This window comes from Macromonas bipunctata (assembly GCF_002837135.1).
GTDB lineage: Bacteria > Pseudomonadota > Gammaproteobacteria > Burkholderiales > Burkholderiaceae_C > Macromonas_A > Macromonas_A bipunctata.
Genome location: NZ_NWBQ01000080.1, coordinates 1 through 17,286 on the forward strand (window position 1 = coordinate 1; position 17,286 = coordinate 17,286).

At 64.3% G+C, this 17,286-nt stretch carries 9 protein-coding genes and 1 pseudogene; 9 read left to right on the forward strand and 1 reads right to left on the reverse strand.

All coding sequences use genetic code 11. The features are described 5' to 3' along the window. Positions 1-232: pseudogene (locus CON76_RS11250) on the reverse strand (hypothetical protein); the annotation flags it as partial. 593 nt (positions 233-825) lie between these two features. Between CON76_RS11250 and rpoD the strand changes: the two are divergent. From rpoD to cas1e, 9 genes are all read left to right on the forward strand, one after another. Further along, positions 826-3,156 carry an RNA polymerase sigma factor RpoD gene (rpoD, locus tag CON76_RS11255; RefSeq protein ID WP_101103451.1) on the forward strand — a complete coding sequence of 777 codons (2,331 nt, stop codon included), beginning with the start codon at positions 826-828 and terminating at the stop codon, positions 3,154-3,156. A 97-nt stretch (positions 3,157-3,253) separates the two neighbouring features. Further along, positions 3,254-9,229 (forward strand): DUF4011 domain-containing protein, encoded by a 5,976-nt coding sequence (locus tag CON76_RS11260; RefSeq protein ID WP_169929050.1) that lies wholly within the window; start codon positions 3,254-3,256, stop codon positions 9,227-9,229. Between the two features lie 99 nt (positions 9,230-9,328). Then, complete coding sequence (cas3, locus tag CON76_RS11265) at positions 9,329-11,923, forward strand: CRISPR-associated helicase Cas3' (protein WP_101103444.1); 2,595 nt, start codon at positions 9,329-9,331, stop codon at positions 11,921-11,923. Between the two features lie 12 nt (positions 11,924-11,935). Further along, positions 11,936-13,432, forward strand: a complete 1,497-nt coding sequence (gene casA, locus CON76_RS11270; protein WP_101103445.1) for a type I-E CRISPR-associated protein Cse1/CasA — start codon at positions 11,936-11,938, stop codon at positions 13,430-13,432. A 3-nt stretch (positions 13,433-13,435) separates the two neighbouring features. Further along, positions 13,436-13,969 carry a type I-E CRISPR-associated protein Cse2/CasB gene (gene casB, locus CON76_RS11275; protein WP_101103446.1) on the forward strand — a complete coding sequence of 178 codons (534 nt, stop codon included), beginning with the start codon at positions 13,436-13,438 and terminating at the stop codon, positions 13,967-13,969. Further along, complete coding sequence (gene cas6e / locus CON76_RS11280) at positions 13,966-14,610, forward strand: type I-E CRISPR-associated protein Cas6/Cse3/CasE (protein WP_101103447.1); 645 nt, start codon at positions 13,966-13,968, stop codon at positions 14,608-14,610. The genes casB and cas6e overlap by 4 nt, the downstream gene beginning before the upstream one ends. Positions 14,611-14,625: 15 nt before the next feature. After that, positions 14,626-15,654, forward strand: coding sequence for a type I-E CRISPR-associated protein Cas7/Cse4/CasC (cas7e, locus tag CON76_RS11285; RefSeq protein WP_101103448.1), 1,029 nt, complete (start codon positions 14,626-14,628; stop codon positions 15,652-15,654). 8 nt (positions 15,655-15,662) lie between these two features. Beyond that, on the forward strand, positions 15,663-16,385 hold the full coding sequence (gene cas5e, locus CON76_RS11290; RefSeq protein ID WP_101103449.1) for a type I-E CRISPR-associated protein Cas5/CasD: 723 nt from the start codon (positions 15,663-15,665) through the stop codon (positions 16,383-16,385). Then, a complete protein-coding gene (cas1e, locus tag CON76_RS11295; RefSeq protein ID WP_101103450.1) occupies positions 16,382-17,269 on the forward strand; it encodes a type I-E CRISPR-associated endonuclease Cas1e in 888 nt (295 codons plus the stop codon). Before cas5e ends, cas1e begins: the two co-directional genes overlap by 4 nt. Positions 17,270-17,286: the final 17 nt, after the last annotated feature.

Here is a 17,286-nt window from a genome sequence, read left to right on the forward strand (position 1 = left end):
GTGAAATATCCGGGCTAGCCGCCCACAGCCGCCACAGGTCGGGGCTGATGCCCTGCAGTTCGCCAGCGGCATCGCGGAACGCCAGCGGCGTGAACTGGTCGTCCATCGCCACCACCACGGCCTGCGGCGCCACCGCCGGGGCCGCCAGGCCGGGCTGCCAGCACACAGCCAGCCACATGCAACACAGCATCTGCCACAGGCGGCGTTGCATGAAATGAGAAAAAACAGGCATGGTGTTGCGCATGCTAACGGATTGGCAGGGCCACCACAATCCGTATCAACCCCGCACAAAAGCGGGCGGCCCGGTATAATCCGACGCCTACGCAAGCGCGACAGCAACACCTCCGGACACGGCCCCCGTCCAGCACCGCCTGACGGCACCCAGAGACACCACCTCCCGGGCCCATGGTCGCACCGACCTGACACCGCAAGGACTGCACACCAAATGTTCGCCCCCACAGCTTGCGGGCTTCCGTGTTGACAGCCTTTGCCGGGCAGCGCCAGCCACTGCGCCGCTGCACCCCTTTTTTCGTGCTCCCGTTTTACAGAGATACCAGGTCGCCCATGTCCACCACCCCCTCTGCCGCCCCCACGCCGCTCCACGACGACGACACCCTGCCCGCAGCCGCCCCCAGCGCGCCGGTGGTGATCATCAAGAAGCGGCCCAGCCGCGCCAAGTCGCTGCTGGCCGCCACCGCCAGCACCGAAGCGCCCACCAGCGCGCCCGAGGTCGCTGCGGCACCGCCCGTGGTGGTCAAGGTCGTCAAGGTGCCGTCATCGCCCAAGGTGGCCGCGCGCAAGGTGGTCAGCGTGCCCGAAGTGCTGATGCAAGACGCCAGCGCCGACGCCGCAGCGGCCAAGCCCAAGGCCAAGACCACCCGCACCACCAAGGCCGCCAGCACCCAGACCACTACGCCCGCCCCGGCCAGCAGCGCCAGCAGCGCCAGCGCGGCTGAAGGCACCAGCAGCGGCACGGCCGTGGTGGCCGCCAGCGCCCCCGAAGCCGCCGTGACAGCGGTGACAGCGGCAGCAGCGCAAACCGCCGCCCCCGCCAAGAAAGCCAGCGCCCGCAAGGCCAGCCCCAAGAAAAAGGAGCCGGCCAAGGCCGCCAAGAAGGCCAACGCCCTGGACGACGACGCCGACCTCAGCGACATCGAGGAGCTGCTCGACGAAGGCGTGACCGAGGAAGCCGCCAGCCCCGAAGCCGCTGCCACCGAGCAGCCGACCGAAAAGGTCAAGCCGCTGCGCATGAAAATCAGCAAGGCCAAGGAAAAGGCGCTGATGAAGGAATTCGGCCTGGACGACACGGTGCTGACCGAAGAAGAAGCCAAGCTGCGCCGCGACCGCCTCAAGACCCTTATCAAGCTGGGCAAGACCCGTGGCTACCTGACGCACGGCGAGATCAACGACCACTTGCCCGACAAGCTGGTGGAAGCCGAAACGCTGGAAGTCGTGGTGTCGCTGCTCAACGACATGGGCGTGGCGGTGTACGAACAAACCCCCGACGCCGAGACCCTGCTGCTCAACAACACTGGCCCCACCGCCGCGTCTGAAGAGGAAGCCGAGGAAGAAGCCGAGGCCGCCCTGTCCACCGTGGACAGCGAATTTGGCCGCACCACCGACCCGGTGCGCATGTACATGCGCGAGATGGGCACCGTTGAGCTGCTGACGCGCGAAGGCGAGATCGAGATCGCCAAGCGCATTGAGGGTGGCTTGAACGACATGATGGCCGCGATTTCCGAGTCGCCCGCCACCATTGCCGAAATCTTGGCCATGGGCGAGGACATCCGCAGCGGCGCGGTGGTCATCTCCACCATCGTGGACGGTTTTGCCAACGCCAACGAAGCCGACGACTACGTGGCCGAGGAAGACTTCGACTCCTACGACGAAGCCGACGACGACGACGGCAAGGGCGGCTCCAAGGCCATGACGCGCAAGCTCGAGGAGCTCAAGCGCGAGGCCCTCAACCGCTTTGACGCCATGCGCGAGCTGTCGGAAAAACTGCAGGCCACCTACGACAAGAGCGGCTACGGCACCCCGGCCTACCAGCAGGTGCAGCAGGCGCTCACGGCGCAGCTGATGACGATCCGCTTCACCGCCAAAGCGATCGAGAAGCTGTGCGACACCGTGCGCGCCCAAGTCGAAGGCGTGCGCAAGAAGGAGCGCGAGCTGCGCAAGATCATCGTCGAGAAGTGCCGCATGCCGCAGGAAACCTTCGTCAAGGACTTCCCGCCCAACCTGCTCAACCGCGAATGGGTGGAAAAGCAGGCCGCCGCCGGCAAGCCCTGGAGCACCACGATGGGCCGCCACATCCCGCCCATCCAGCTGCTGCAGCAGCAGCTGATCGACCTGCAGACCCAGGTCGTGGTGCCGCTTGACCAACTCAAGGCCATCCACAAGCGCATGAACGAGGGCGAGAAAATGTCCCGCGATGCGAAGAAGGAGATGATCGAGGCCAACCTGCGCCTGGTGATCTCGATTGCCAAGAAGTACACCAACCGCGGCCTACAGTTCCTCGACCTGATTCAGGAAGGCAACATCGGCCTGATGAAGGCGGTGGACAAGTTTGAGTACCGCCGCGGCTACAAGTTCTCGACCTACGCCACGTGGTGGATTCGCCAAGCCATCACGCGCTCGATTGCCGACCAGGCGCGCACCATCCGCATCCCGGTTCACATGATCGAAACGATCAACAAAATGAACCGCCTGAGCCGCCAGCACTTGCAAGAGCACGGCTTTGAGCCCGATGCCAGCCTGCTGGCCGAGAAGATGGAGATGCCCGAGGACAAGATCCGCAAGATCATGAAGATTGCCAAGGAGCCGATTTCGATGGAAACCCCCATCGGCGACGACGACGATTCGCACCTGGGCGACTTCATCGAAGACAGCGCCAACACCGCGCCCATGGAAGCCGCGATGCAAGCGGGCTTGCGCGAGGTGGTGAAGGAAATCCTCGACAGCCTGACCCCGCGCGAGGCCAAGGTGCTGCGCATGCGCTTTGGTATTGAGATGTCCACCGACCACACGCTGGAAGAAGTGGGCAAGCAGTTTGACGTGACGCGCGAGCGCATCCGCCAGATCGAATCGAAGGCGGTGCGCAAGCTCAAGCACCCGAGCCGCTCCGACAAACTGCGCAGCTTCATCGACTCGCTCTGACCACCACGACCAACCCGGCAGCGGGTTTGCGACAATACCGACGGGAACCGGCAACGGCTCCCGTTTTTTTATGGCGACAGGCACAACAGGGCAACAGATGGATCAACAGCAAGCCACAACAGCGGGCGGTGATTTGTTTTCGGGCAAGGTGGCGGTGGCCGACGCGGTGGAGCAGCTGCGCACGCGGTTGCTGGACTTGTCGTCGCGCAACACGCTGCTGCACTACAAGCACCCGCGCGGGCGCTGTGTGCAACTGGCCGGCACGCCGCAGCTGGACGCGGTGTTCGAGCACCTGTACGCCAACGGCAAGCCGCTGACGCTGCAGTACGTGCCGCTGCCCGATGCCAGCGCCAGCCCGCCACCCGACGCCCGAACCCATGCCGCCACGCTGGGGCTGTCCGTTTCGTTCGAGCTGCCCGCACCCGCCTCAAAGGCCGACGCCAGCCCCAACAAGGCCACGCCCGCCACCGCGCTGCAGACGCTGCTGTACCCGGCGGAGCTGGAGCGCCAGCTGCGCCAGCTCACGGCGCAGGCCAAGACCGCCATCGAGGAAACCGGCACCAACATGCTGTTCCTGGTGCTGGGGTTTTTGGAGTATTACGACAGCAACGATTCAGAACGCGCGCTGCTGGCCCCATTGTTGTCATTGCCCGTGGCGCTCACGCGCGGTGGTGTGGACAACGGCAGCCGCACCTACACCTACCAGCTGGCCCACAACGGCGAAGATGTGGCCGACAACCAGACGTTGAAAGAGAAACTGCGGCGCGACTTCATGCTGTCGCTGCCCGACTTTGACGAAGACGACGACACCCCCGAGCGGTACCTGACCAGCGTCACGCAAGCCATCCAACACCAACCGCGCTGGCGCGTGCGCCGCCAGCTCACACTGGGCATGTTGTCGTTTGGCAAACTGGCGCTGTGGGCCGACCTCGACACCAGGAAGCACCCGCACCTGCTGCACCACGAGCTGGTGCGGGCGGTGTTCTCGGGTGGCGAGCACGGCGGCAGCGGCAACCGGCCAGAGGGCATCTTCCAGGCCGAGGACTACCGCATCGACGACCGCCCCGAGGCCATGCAGGCGCTGATCTACAACGCCGATTCGTCGCAGCACAGCGCCATCATCGACGTGCTGGCGGGCAAGAACCTGGTCGTCAACGGGCCGCCGGGCACGGGCAAGTCGCAGACCATCACCAACATCATTGCGGCGGCGCTGGCGCGCGGCAAGACGGTGCTGTTCGTGTCGGAAAAGATTGCCGCGCTGGAAGTGGTGCGCCGCCGCCTGGACCAGGCCGGGCTGGGGCATTTCTGCCTGGAGCTGCATTCGCACAAAGGCCAGAAAAAGAAGCTGCTCGACGACGTGGCTGCGCGGATCGACCAGCAGTTTCCCGCGCCACCGCAGTTCCAGGCCAAGCTGACCACGCTGCAGCGCCAAAAGACCGAGCTGGCGCGCTACGCCGAGCTGATGGGCAGCCGCATTGGCAACGCACTGGGGCTGACGGTACACGACGTGTTCTGGGCCGCCGAGCGCCGCCGCCAGACGCTGGGCGAATCGGCCAGCGAGGTGCATGCCCTGACGCTGCCCGACGCCGCCACCTGGAACGCCGACGCGCTGGAGACGCGCCGCAGCCGCCTGGGCACGCTGGCGCAGCTGTACGACGTGATCGGCCCGTTCGACGCGCACCACCCGTGGTGGGGCTTCTGGCCCGAGCCGCTGGCGCCCAGCGACGACGAGGCCATCGCGCGCCTGGTCTGGGAAGCGCACGCGCACGCGCAGGCCGCGGCCCAGGCCGCCAGCGAGGCGGTGGCCGCGTTCGGGCTGGACGAGGTGCCCGACCTCGACCAGGCCCACATCGTGAGCCAGGCCCTGCAACGCCTGCCCGCGCTGCCCGACGGCGGTGCGGGCGACGTGCTGGCGCGCCTGTTCGACCCCCACGACGACCCGCAAGGCCAGCGCAGCGCCGCCCTGCTGGCCGACGTAGAGCAACGCATGGCGCAGACCCGGCAACTGTTCGACACCGCCGCCCAGGTGCTGCTGCCAGCGCCGCACCAGCCCGACGGCAGCCCGCCACCGCTGCCCGACGCGCCATTGACACCGCCCCCCGCCACCCTGCTGGCCCTGCCGCTGGAGCAGGCGCAGCAACGGGTGCAGGCCCTGGCGCACGCGGTGCAGGCTTGTGCCGATGCCATCGCGCTGGCACAGCCGCCGTACACCACCCCCAGCAGTGCCAGCGCCGAGGCCTTTCTGCGCAGTTGCGAACAGCTCGCGCTGTACGGCCTGGGCACGCAACCGGTGCAAACGCTGGACGACCACGCGCAGGCGCTGCTGGCCACCGTGCAGCGCCTGCGCGAGGCGCTGGAGCGCATCACGCAACTGGCGCGTCGGCGTGGGCTGGCGTTCGACGGCACACCGGCTGCGCTGGACGCCCTGGCCGCGCCGGCAGGCGTGCCGCAACTGGTGCCCGGCAGCGCACACGACCCCCAGGTGCTGGAACAGGCGCGCCGCATGGCCGCCTTTCCGCTGGCCGACCGCCCGATTGCCGAGATCGACCGCATCCAGCGCACCCTGCACGCCGACATGGCCCGCTGGCAGGAAGCCCTGGCCCGGCTGCAACAGGCCATGCAGCGGCTGGGGCTGCCGTTCGACGCCACCGAACGCGCGGTGGAAGAAACCGCCGTGCTGGCCCGCATTGCCGCTGCGGCACCACTGGAGCTGCTCGATGAGCGCCACCCCGGCCTGGCCCAGCCACGTGCCGCCGACACCATCGCCCAGGTGCGCCAGACCCTGCAATCGGAGCGCGAGACCCGCATCGCGCTCAACCAGACCTTCTGGCTCGACCTGCTGCCAGCGCTGCCCGAGGTGCAGGCCGCCATTGCCGCCCTGCGGCGCGAGGACAACTGGCTGGCCAAGCTCAACAAGGACTGGCGCCGCGCGCGCCAGCTGCACGCACGCCTGTGCAAGGAGCCGCGCCACGTGCCCGCGCACCAGATGGCCGAAGAACTGCTGCAACTGGCGCAGTGGCTGGAGCTGCGCGACCACTTCGAGCGCAACCCCGAGCTGCAACAGCAGCTGGGCCCGCTGTTCCTGGGCTGGCAAACCCGGCCCGACGCGCTGGAGCGCCTGCACCAGTGGTACCAGTTTGCGCACACCACGCTGGCCAGCTGCCCCGGCCTGGGCGACAAGACCCCCATCACCCACTGGCCGCGCGAGCGGCTGGCCGAACTGGCGGCGCAGGCCGACGCCCTGCAAGCCGACGCACAGCAACTGGCGCAGGCCGATGCCAGCGTGCGCCAGACCCTGGGCATGAACATCGCGGGCTTCAGGCAAGGGCGCCAGCAGAACTGGCCCGAAGGGCTGGCCCGGCTGCACAAGGCGGTGCAAACCATCGCCACCGTGGGCGCCTTCTTTGCGCGCTACGCCGACGACCAGCTCAGCCCCCAAGCCGTGCTGGCCCTGCTGGAAACCCGCGCCGAACTGGCCAGTGCCGACGCCGACCTGGCCCTGCTGCGCGCGGGCCGCCAGCACCTGCGCGACGCCGCAGGCGACGTGCTGGCCCCGCTGGCCGACCTGGCCGTGGGGCCATGGCCAGCGGCGCTGTCGGCGCTGTTTGCCGGTGCCACACTGGTGGCCGACACCGCCGCCCAGGCGCGTACCTTTGGCAGCGCCAGCGCACCGCTGCAGGTGACGGCACAGTTTGCCCAAGCCAGACTGGCGCTGGACGACGCCTGGAGCGCCATCACCCCCTACGCCCCGGCCAGCGCCCACTGCACCGGCTGGAACGACTGGCTGGCCCTGCCCCGGCAGGACGCCACCCAGGCCGAACAGGCGCTGCGGGCCCTGCTGCCGCGCGCGCGGCCCGGCGTCTCGGCACAGCAGGTGCTGGACGCGCTGGGCGAAGAAGCCCAGGCCCACACCGCCCTGACCGTGCTGGCCCACACCGAAGGCGTGGCCCACGTGCTGGGCACCCACCTGGCCGGGCGCGACACCCACATCGACACGCTGCAAACCCTGCACGCCTGGGGCCGCGCCGTCTGTGCGCTGGGTCTGCCCGCACCACTGCGCCAGGCGCTGTTGTCAGAGCAGGCGCCGGAGCAACTGGCCTGCGCGCAGCGCCTGTACGACGCCATTGACCAAGGCTGCCACCAGGCGCAGCAGGTGCTGCACAGCCTGCACACCTATGGCCGCTTCAGCTGGGACGAATGGCAGCACAGCACCCGCGCACCCGCCGGGGCCGACACCCCCGACCGCCCTGGTGACCTGCGCGACCGCCTGGCCTTGGCGCTGGACGCCGCCGACAGCGTGCTGCCGTGGTCCAAGTACCTGCTGGCGCGCCAGCACGCCGAACAGCTCGGGCTGCAAGATTTTGTAGAGGCACTGGAACAACGCCGCCTGCCCGCCACCGAACTGGCCACCGCGTTCGAATTTGCCACCTACCAGTCCATGGGCCGCCAGATCTACAAGAACCACCCCGAACTGGCCCAGTTCGACGGCTTTGCCCACGAAAAAATCCGCGAACACTACCGCCACCTCGATGCCGACATCATCACCCTGACCGGGCAAGAATTCGCGCACCAGATCGCCGACCACACCCAGCTGCCCGACGGCCAGCGCGGCACCAGCGCCAGCGACTACACCGAGCTGCACCTGCTGCGCCGCGAGATGAGCAAACAGCGCCGCCACCTGCCCATCCGCCAGCTGATGAAACGCGCGGGGCGCACGCTGCAAGCCCTCAAGCCCTGCTTCATGATGGGGCCGCAATCGGTGGCGCAGTACCTGGAGCCCGGTGCGCTGGAGTTTGATCTGGTGGTGATGGACGAGGCCTCGCAACTGCGGCCCGAGGACGCGCTGGGGGCCATTGCACGCGGCTCGCAACTCGTGGTGGTGGGCGACCCCAAACAACTGCCGCCCACCAACTTTTTTGAACGCATGCTCGACGACGACCTCGAAGACGAGGACGATGCCAGCGCCATCACGGGCATGGAAAGCATTCTGGACATCTGCCAGCAACTCTTTGCCCCGGTGCGCAGCCTGCGCTGGCACTACCGCTCGCAGCACGAGTCGCTGATCGCGTTCTCCAACCACCACTTCTACAAGAATCTGGTCATCTTTCCGTCACCGCAGGACGCGGGTGGCGAACTGGGCGTGCACTACCGCCACGTGGCCGATGGCGTGTACCAGGACCGCAAAAACCTGCGCGAAGCCGAACAGGTGGCCGACGCGGTACTGGAACACATGCTGCACCACCCCAACGCATCGCTGGGTGTGGTCGCCCTCAACCGTACCCAGCGCGACCTGCTGGAAGAACTCATCGACCAGAAACTGCGCAACTTCAGCGAAGGCGCGGCCTTCATGGCGCGCTGGGAAGCCGAAGGCTGGCCGTTCTTCGTCAAGAACCTGGAAAACGTGCAAGGCGACGAGCGCGACGTGATCTTCATCTCCACCACCTTCGGCAAAGCCCCCGGCAGCCAGAGCGTGCGGCAAGCGTTTGGCCCCATCAGCCGCGCCGATGGCTGGCGCAGACTTAACGTGCTGTTCACACGCGCCAAACGCCGCATCGAGTTGTTCACCTCCATGCAGCCCGAAGACATCGTGCTGGACGACAAAACCCCGGTGGGCACCCGCGTGCTGCGCGATTACCTGGAATTCGCCCAGCACGGCGTGCTGGCCCGCACCGAAGTGACCCAACGCGAACCCGACAGCGACTTTGAAATTGCGGTGGCCAACGTCATCCGCACACTGGGCTACGAGGTACAGCCTCAACTGGGCGTGGCCGGATTTTTCCTGGACATGGCGGTGCGCAACCCCAACCGTCCCGGTGAATTCCTGGCCGCCATCGAATGCGACGGGGCCACGTACCACAGCGGCTTCTCGGTGCGCGACCGCGACCGCATCCGGCAAGAGATCCTGGAATCACTGGGCTGGCGCGGCAAGATCCACCGCATCTGGTCTACCGACTGGTTCTACAACCCCCGCCGCGAAACCGAACGCCTGCGCCAGTTCCTGGAACAGCGTCGGCAGGACAGCATGGCGGCACAACAGGCCATCGCAGCTGAAACAGCAACACCCGCAGCCTAGGTTTTTTGCACTCGAGCAAAAAACACCTGAAAAGTTTATAACACCTACATTAAAAAGCCATAGAATGAAAAATTCATAAATATTCTTTTACCATCGCACATGCGGCCCAGAAACACGTCCAGCAGCTCCATATCCGCCAAGATTGCGTTCACGGCGTGCCCCGCAAAAACCTTCCAAACGGCGGACGGGTTTGTCGTTCCAGGTCGCACCGTCGCTGAGCACTGCGAAATCGTGGGCCACACGGCGCAGGCATTGATCGCACGTTACCCAGAGGCACTGCGTTCTGCACTGTTTCCGGCCAATGCCGCCTTTGCTGCGGCCTGCCACGACATTGGCAAAGTCAGCCCCTGTTTTTTTGAGAAACTGCGCCGTGCGTGTACGGTGTCGCCTCAGGGGTGGGCTGCGTTGTCCGTTAACCCTACGCTTGAAAGCGGCTGGGGTGGGCATGCCGGGGTCAGTCAGGCCGCCGCTGAGGCGATGGGGGCACCATCATGGGTACCCGAGATACTCGGTCAGCACCACGGCTACAGCCCGCCGATTGCGGGCAAACGTGCTGATGCTGAAGTGTTTGGGGGAGTGGCCTGGCAGGCAGAGCGTGTGGCTTTGGTCGGGGAGCTCAAGCGTCGGCTGGGCATGGACTGGCCAGCGTTGCAATCAGCGCAACAGGCAAGGTTACTGGCAGGGCTGACTTCTGTGGCCGACTGGATTGGTTCCGGCCAGCACTTTGAAGACCCAGCGCAGGCGTGGCAACCGCGTATTGCACAGGCGTTGAACGAAGCGGGCTTTGTACCACCCAGCTTTTGCCCAAATTTGAGTTTTGAGCAAATCTTTGGCTTCACGCCACGTTCCGCCCAGCACCAGCTCATTGAAGCTGTTACCGGCCCAGGTGTGTATGTGCTGGAGGCCCCGATGGGTTTGGGCAAGACCGAAGCCGCCTTGTACGCCGCCTACCAGCTGCTGGCACAAGGGCAAGCCTGTGGCATCTATTTTGCCCTGCCTACACAACTGACCTCCAACAAGATCCATCAACGGTTCGACGCTTTCTTGCAGCGCATTCTGACCAAAGACTGCGAACACCGCTCTTTGTTGCTGCACGCCAACGCTTGGCTGCAAGACACCGAAATGGGCGAAGAAGGTCGCCCCGGCGGCGCATGGTTTCAGCAGTCGAAGCGTGGCTTGCTGGCACCCTTCGCCGTCGGTACCGTCGACCAGGCGTTGATGGCCGCCATGAACGTCAAGCATGGCTTCGTGCGCGCCTTTGGTCTGGCGGGCAAGGTCGTCATTCTGGACGAAGTCCACAGCTACGATGCCTACACCGGCACCCTGCTCGATGCACTGGTCGAGTTGCTGCGCAGCTTGCATTGCACCGTCATCATCCTCAGCGCCACGCTGAACCGGCAGCGGCGCAGCCAGTTGTTGCAAGCCGATTTGCAGGGCGAAGCCTACCCCTTGATCACCGCAGTGCCAAACGGCCAGCCGGTACAAGAACTGGCCGTAGCAGCCGCAAGTCCTGTGCGGGTGGCTGTCCAGTTGCAACACGATGACAGCGCCGCCGTGCAGGAAGCCCTCGACCGTGCCGCAGCAGGTCAGCAAGTGCTCTGGATAGAAAACACCGTCAAGGAGGCGCAACAACGCTACCTCGACCTGGCCGCGCGTGCCGCCGAGTTGGGACTGGATTTTGGCCTGCTGCACTCGCGCTTCAGCATGACCGACAGGGCGCGCCTGGAAGCGCGCTGGGTTGATCAATTTGGCAAACCGGGGTGGCATCAGCGCTGTGAACGGGGCCGTATTTTGGTAGGCACCCAAGTGCTGGAACAGTCCCTCGACATTGACGCTGACTTTCTCGTCAGCCGCTTCGCCCCCACCGATATGCTGCTGCAACGACTGGGCCGCCTGTGGCGACACAGCGACACCCCGCGTGCCAACGGTGCTGCGTGCGAGGCCTGGCTGCTGGCACCGGATCTGGACGCAGCCATCGAGGCCCCGTACACCGCCTTCGGGGCCAGCGCCCATGTGTACAGCCCGTACGTGTTGTGCCGCAGCCTGCAAGTGTGGCAGTCACGCACACACATTCACTTGCCGCAAGACATCAGGGATTTGATTGAGCCAACCTATGCCGAACAGCCAGAAACGGGGGCGATGGCCCGCTGGCTGCACGAACTCGAACAAGGCACACGGCCACCGCACAGCCGCAAAGGCCGCAAGGCGTTGCAACAATTGGCGCGGGTCGGGCTAGCCACCGACGGCAAAACCCTGCCCGAAAGCCAAGCGCAAACCCGCTACAGCGAAGCCGATACCTTTGAAGTGCTGCTGTTGCGCGACCTGCAATTGCTCAGCGAACAAAAAGCCAGCCGACTCGTTTTTCTCAATGGCGACGAGCTCATGCTGCCCTGGCAGCGCCACCGGCTGAGCAAGCATGGGTGGAAAACGCTCACGGTGCGTTTGATGCAGCAGGTGGTGCCGGTCATGCCCGGGCAGGCACCGCAAGCCGTGGCCCGCGACACACTGGAAAAGTACGCCCTGCACCACTGCTTCTATCTGGGGGATCGCAATTGGGCGGACGACGAAAGCGTGCTGCGTGTGGCCTTGGTCGATGACACCAGCAGGCTGCGTGGCCTGCACGGCAGCCGCGCACACGACAAGCACACACTGGAATACCGCGAGGATCTGGGCTACCGGGTGCTCCAAGACTGAAGGCAAGGACATATGACCAACCGATACAACCTGATCGACGAAGCGTGGATACCCGTGGCCAATGCAGGCCGGGTCAGCCTGCGGCAGATTTTTAGCGATGCCAGCTACCGCACCCTGAGTGGCAACCCAGTGCAAAAAATGGCCTTGACCAAGTTGCTGCTGGCGATCTGCCAAGCCGCTGTCACACCCGATGACAACGCGCAATGGCGCGAACTTGGCCCCGAAGGCTTGGCCAGCCGCTGCCTCGATTACCTAGAACGGTGGCAACACCGCTTCTACCTGTACGGCGAGCAACCTTTTTTGCAAATGCCCGCCATCGCAGCCGCCGAGTGCAAAAGCTATGGCACGGTGCTCCCCGAAGTGGCTACCGGCAACACCACGGTACTGAACCACGGGCAAGTGGAACGCCCACTGACCGATGCCGACAAGTCAGTGTTGCTGCTGTGCCTGATGGGTTTTGCGCTGGGCGGCAAAAAAACTGACAATAGCATCACCTTGACCCCTGGCTACGCTGGCAAGCGCAACGATAAAGGCAAGCCTTCCACCGGCAAGCCCGGGCCAGCGGTGGCGCACATGGGCCTGCTGCACAACACGCTAGAAGGCACTTCCCTCTGGCAAACCCTGTGGCTCAACCTGCTCACGCGCCAACAGATTGAACAATCGCAGCGTTACCCGCAAGGGGTCGGCGCACCCCCTTGGGAAAAAATGCCTGCTGGCGAAGATTGCGCCGTAGCGCGCCAGCTCAAGGCATCGCTGATGGGGCGGCTGCTGCCGCTGTGCCGCTTCTGCTTGCTGGCAGAAGATGGCTTGCACTATTCCGAAGGCATCGTTCACCCTGGCTACAAAGAAGGTGTCAGTGACCCGTCGGTGGCCGTGAACTACTCGGGCAAAGACCCTAAGGCCTTGTGGACAAATCCGGAAAAACGCCCTTGGCGTGAGCTGACGGCATTGCTGGGCTTTTTGGCGCAGCAACAAACCCAAGGATTCAACTGTTTGCAACTCAACGCCGGTATTCACCGCGCCACTGGCGTGGTGGACAGCTTTGCCATCTGGTCGGGTGGTCTGCGCGTCAGCAGCAACGCGGGGGAACAATACGCCTCGGGCAGTGACGATTTTGTTGAATCCACCCTCTGGCTGCACAGCGCCACGCTGGGCGAGTTCTGGTTTGCCCAACTGCAACAGGAAATGACGGCCCTTGATGATCTGGCCAAGAGCCTGTATGGCCGCGTGCTGGCTTACTTCAAGACCCAGTTGATGGATGGTGCCAAGCTGGCAGCCCAGGCCACACACCTGTTCTGGCAACTGTGCGAACGCGATTTTCAGTCGCTGCTCGACCATTGCGAACCGTCTGAAACCAACCAAGTTGCCCTCCAGCAACTGCGCCATCGCTTTGCCAGTTACGTCCAGCAAGCCTACGACCACCATTGCCCCAAAGACACCGCGCGCCAGCTCGATGCCTGGGCCAAGTGCCGCCCCCATTTTCAAAAATATTTGCAACAGGAGAGCTGAAGCATGAGCAGCGAACAACCCGCACACCCAGCCATAGGCCGTGAGGCCCGTTTCGTGCACGGCGTGATCGAACAGTGCCAACGAGACAAGGGCCTGGCCGCCCGGCTACGCCGCGCCAACAACCCGGCCACCGAATACCAGAGCTGGGAGCTGCTGGCCCGCTACGGCATTGACTTGGAGCGCGACGACGAACGACTGCCCTTTGCCTGCGTAGCCGCTGCCATTGCCCAGGCCAAAATCCAGAACAATGGCACCTTGGCCTTGGGGCGTGCCATTGCCAGCTGTTACCCGGATGGCCACCAAAACGATCAGGCCCAGGCACGCTTGCGCCGTCTGCTGGCCTGCGACGAGGTGGCGGAGCTTTGCCGTCTGCTGCGCCCGGTATTGACGCTGATCGACAACCGCGTGGCCCAGCCACTGGACTACGCCCACCTGCTGGGCCAATTGCGCCGCTTTGCCTTTGCCCCGCCATCGGTCAAGGCGCAATGGGCGCAGGAGTTTTATGGCCACAAGACCGCAATAGAGGAGGAAGCATGAACCTGATTGCCAGCGTCTTGCATCTGGATCGCGCCGCCATCCAGGCCTTGCGCATCACCGACCCCTATTCCCTGCACCGCGTCGTTTATGGGTTGTACCCAGATGTGCGCGATGAACAGGCCAAGTCGGCCAGCCAACCCAGCGGCATTCTTTGGGCCGACCAAGGGGGCGATTTCTTGGGCCGCAAGATCTTGCTGCTGGCCAATCGCCCACCGGCCAGCTGTGCCGAGGGGGGCCACGGGCATGTCAACAGCCGTCCCATACCCGACAGTTTTCTCGACCACAGCCACTACCGCTTTCAGGTCATCGTCAACCCCACGCGGCGCGATGCCGCCAGCGGCAAGCTGCTGCCCGTCAAAGGCCGTGAAGCGGTGGCAGCGTGGTTTGCCGAGCGTGGCCCCGCCAGCTGGGGCTTTGCCGTATCACCCGAACACTTGCAGGTAGAGCGCCTGGACGTGCTGCAATTCAAGGACAAAAGCCAGCGCACCGTGACGCTGGCGCAAGCCCACGTGCAAGGCCAGCTGGAGGTGACCGACCGTGAACAGTTTCGCCAAAGTTTTGGCCAAGGCATAGGCCGAGGGCGCAGCTTTGGCTGCGGTCTGCTGCAAATCGTGCCATTGCCCACCCCATCCCCTGTTTAAAAAAGGAGCATCACTATGAACAACCCCTACCGCAATACGCGCATTGAATTTCACATCCTGCAATCTTTTTCGGTCACCTGCCTGAACCGCGACGACGTGGGCGCCCCCAAAACCGCCGTGGTGGGGGGTGTGACCCGTGCCCGTGTCAGTTCGCAGTGCTGGAAGCGCCAAGTGCGCCTGGCCATGCCCGGCTTTGGCATCAAGCTGGCCACCCGCACCAAAAAGTCGCAAGAGCTGTTCACGGCAGCTTGCCAAAATGCCGGCGCTACCGACGAAGCCGCCAGCGCCTGCGGCCAGAAAATGACCGAATTCTTGAGTGACGACACCCTGCTGTTCATCAGCGGTACCGAGGCCCAAGCCTTTGCTGCCTACGCCCAGGAGCACGGTTTTGATGCCTCCAAGCTCAAGGACAAAGAGTTGGCGAAAGTCGCCAAAAAAGCCCTCAACCCGGCCATTGATGCGCTGGACATCGCCCTGTTTGGCCGCATGGTGGCCAAGGCCGCCGACATGAACGTCGAAGCTGCTGCCTCGTTTGCCCATGCCATCTCCACGCACAAGGTCAGCAACGAGGTGGAGTTTTTTACCGCGCTGGACGACTTGCAGGACGAACCCGGCTCGGCCCACATGGGCAGCCTTGAGTTCAACTCCGCCACCTACTACCGCTATGTCAGCCTCGATGTGGGCCAACTGGCGCAAACACTGGGCCCGGATGACCTAAAAAAAGCGGTGGCGGCCTTCGCACAAGCCCTGTTTGTGGCCGTGCCCAACGCGCGCCAGACCACCCAGTCCGGTGCCAGCCCTTGGGAATTTGCCCGCGTGCTGGTGCGCAAGGGCCAGCGCCTGCAAGTCCCGTTTGAACAACCCGTCAAGGCACGTGGCGAGGGCTACCTGCAACCCAGCATCGAGGCACTCAAGGGCTACCTGGACAAGAAAGAAAAGCTCTCGGGCTCGCTGTTTGGCAAGGTGGCGGGCTACGACTGGGGCGAAGACGAGAACTTCAGCATCGACGATCTGATCGCCGCTTTGCAAAGCCACATCAACTGAGGTACACCATGAGCAACCCTTATTTGCTGCTGTGGCTGGAAGCCCCGTTGCAGTCCTGGGGGCACGACTCCAAATTTGGACGGCGCGACAGCCTGGACTTCCCCACCAAGTCGGGCGTGTTGGGGTTGCTGTGCTGCGCCCAAGGTGCCAATGGCGAGCAGCACGACTGGCTGGCCGCCTGGGCCGACCTGGATATGCAAGTAGCGGCCTATGTGCGGCAGGATGCAAAAGGCCAACCCCTGCCGCGTCTGCCGCTGCTGCAAGACTTTCACATGGTGGGCAGTGGCTACGACGATCAAGACCCTTGGCAAACCCTGCTCATACCCAAAACCAGCGAAGGCAAAAAAGCCGTGGGCGGTGGCAGCAAAATGACCTACCGTTACTACCTGCAAGACATGGCCTATGCCGTGGCCTTGCAGGCACCGGCCCCTCTGGCCGCGTCTGCCGTTGCTGCCTTGCAAGCCCCCGTTTGGGATTTGTATCTGGGCCGCAAAAACTGCGTGCCCACGGAGTTCATATTTCAGGGCGTGTACGACGACAGCGCTGCGGCGCTGGCCGCCGGGCAACAGTTGGCCGCATCGAAACAGCGTACCCTGGCCATGCGCGTACTCCAAGGCGAACACGACGGCGAAGTGCTCACGCTCAACGACGTGCCACTGCAATTTGGCGAACACAAAAAGTACCGCGACCGCCGCGTCACGGTACAAGCAGCGCCAGCGGAGCAGCCATGAATGACGGCATGCGCCTGTTCGTCAAAGTCACCCGGGAGTCCTTGCCGCAGGTGAAGGACAAATACCCGTTTATCTACCTCGAACGGGGTCGGCTGGAGATCGACGACAGCAGCATCAAGTGGATCGACTCCACCAACAACGTGGTGCCGCTGCCGGTGGCTACGCTCAATGCCTTGTTGCTCGGCCCCGGCACCACCATCACCCACGATGCGGTACGCACCGCCACGGCTGCCAACTGTGCCATCTGCTGGGTGGGCGAGGACAGCCTGCTGTTTTACGCCGCCGGCTTCTTGCCCACCGCCGACACGCGCAACCTGAAAAGGCAGATTGAGCTGTCTGCGGAGCCGAAAAAAGCCATCGAAGTGGCGCGCGCCATGTTTGCCCGGCGGTTTCCGGATGCCGACCTGACCGGAAAAAACCTGGCCGAGATGATGGGCATGGAAGGGCAGCGGGTGCGCGCGCTTTACATAGCCCAGGCCGAAAAGTACCAGGTGGGCTGGAAAGGCCGCCACTTTACCCCCGGCAAGTTCGAGACCAGCGACCTGACCAACCAGATCCTTACCTCGACCAACGCCGCGTTGTACGGCATCCTGTGCTCGGCGGTACACAGCATGGGCTACTCGCCACACATTGGCTTCATCCACTCAGGCAGCCCCCTGCCTTTTGTGTACGACCTGGCCGATTTGTACAAGGAGCATCTGTGCATTGACCTGGCCTTCAGCCTGACCCGCGACCTGGCTGGGCGTTACGACAAGCACAAGGTGGCGGGAGCCTTTCGCCAACGGGTGATTGAGATGGACTTGTTGGCAAAGATTGGCGATGACATTGCCGACCTGCTGGGGGGCAAACAGGGAGGCAAAAGTGCTCATCGTGCTCGCCAATGACCCAGATTGAGCGGCAA

Coding starts and splice junctions, on each gene's coding strand:
- rpoD (WP_101103451.1), top strand. CDS start 826: ATGCAAGACGCCAGCGCCGACGCCGCAGCGGCCAAGCCCAAGGCCAAG.
- CON76_RS11260 (WP_169929050.1), top strand. CDS start 3,254: ATGGATCAACAGCAAGCCACAACAGCGGGCGGTGATTTGTTTTCGGGC.
- cas3 (WP_101103444.1), top strand. CDS start 9,329: ATGCGGCCCAGAAACACGTCCAGCAGCTCCATATCCGCCAAGATTGCG.
- casA (WP_101103445.1), top strand. CDS start 11,936: ATGACCAACCGATACAACCTGATCGACGAAGCGTGGATACCCGTGGCC.
- casB (WP_101103446.1), top strand. CDS start 13,436: ATGAGCAGCGAACAACCCGCACACCCAGCCATAGGCCGTGAGGCCCGT.
- cas6e (WP_101103447.1), top strand. CDS start 13,966: ATGAACCTGATTGCCAGCGTCTTGCATCTGGATCGCGCCGCCATCCAG.
- cas7e (WP_101103448.1), top strand. CDS start 14,626: ATGAACAACCCCTACCGCAATACGCGCATTGAATTTCACATCCTGCAA.
- cas5e (WP_101103449.1), top strand. CDS start 15,663: ATGAGCAACCCTTATTTGCTGCTGTGGCTGGAAGCCCCGTTGCAGTCC.
- cas1e (WP_101103450.1), top strand. CDS start 16,382: ATGAATGACGGCATGCGCCTGTTCGTCAAAGTCACCCGGGAGTCCTTG.